We start from the raw sequence: 634 nt of genomic DNA, 5'->3' as shown, positions 1-634 counted from the left end.
AAATCGCCGACGAAGTAAACATCCCCACCCTACCGCTCGGGCTGACGCCTTCGCGCTTGAGGGTGGGGCTTTTCAGCGTGGTCTCGGGCCTTCTTATCCAACCGTAACGACGGAAGGACTTTCGACCGTCAGCAACCCGCTGTTCATGGGCACGTCTACGGGTGCCCCTCCGTCGGAAGACTTGTGCGACCGACGGAGTTTCTTTGCGTACTTCACCGCGATATTCTTCGCGGCGTTGTAGTCCGCGTGGACGCTGTATCCGCATTTCAGGCACTCGAACGAACCGCCGTCGCGGTTGTCCTCGTGCGTGAATCCACAGTCGGTACGCGAACACTGCTGACTCGTGTAGTTCGGCGGTATCTGCCGAACGCTGATACCGTCTTCCACGGCCTTGTACGAAACGAAATCGTACAGTTTGCGGAACGCCCAGCGGTGTTGCCACGTTGCCCACGGAAGCCGTTCGCGGATGTCGGTCAACTCCTCGAACGCGATATGCGTACAGTCGTTCTCGCGGGCTTCGGCGAGAATCGCGTTCGACGCTTCGTGTAAGAGAATCGTGAAGCGTGTTTCCTCCTTCTGTCCGACACGCTGCATGGCTTCGTGCGCCCACCGCGTTCCCGTCTGTTGGAGGGAA

Annotated in this window: 1 protein-coding gene; it reads right to left on the bottom strand. The window is 59.1% G+C overall.

Annotated features, from left to right (window positions below; all coding sequences use genetic code 11):
• Positions 1-93: 93 nt before the first annotated feature.
• Positions 94-634, bottom strand: a 541-nt coding sequence (locus C448_RS05545; RefSeq protein WP_004052533.1) for a zinc ribbon domain-containing protein, incomplete at its 5' end; no start/stop codon positions are given.

The organism is Halococcus morrhuae DSM 1307 (assembly GCF_000336695.1).
In the GTDB taxonomy this organism is placed as follows: domain Archaea; phylum Halobacteriota; class Halobacteria; order Halobacteriales; family Halococcaceae; genus Halococcus; species Halococcus morrhuae.
Note: the sequence above shows the minus strand (reverse complement) of the source record. Positions and strands in the feature narration are given on the sequence as shown.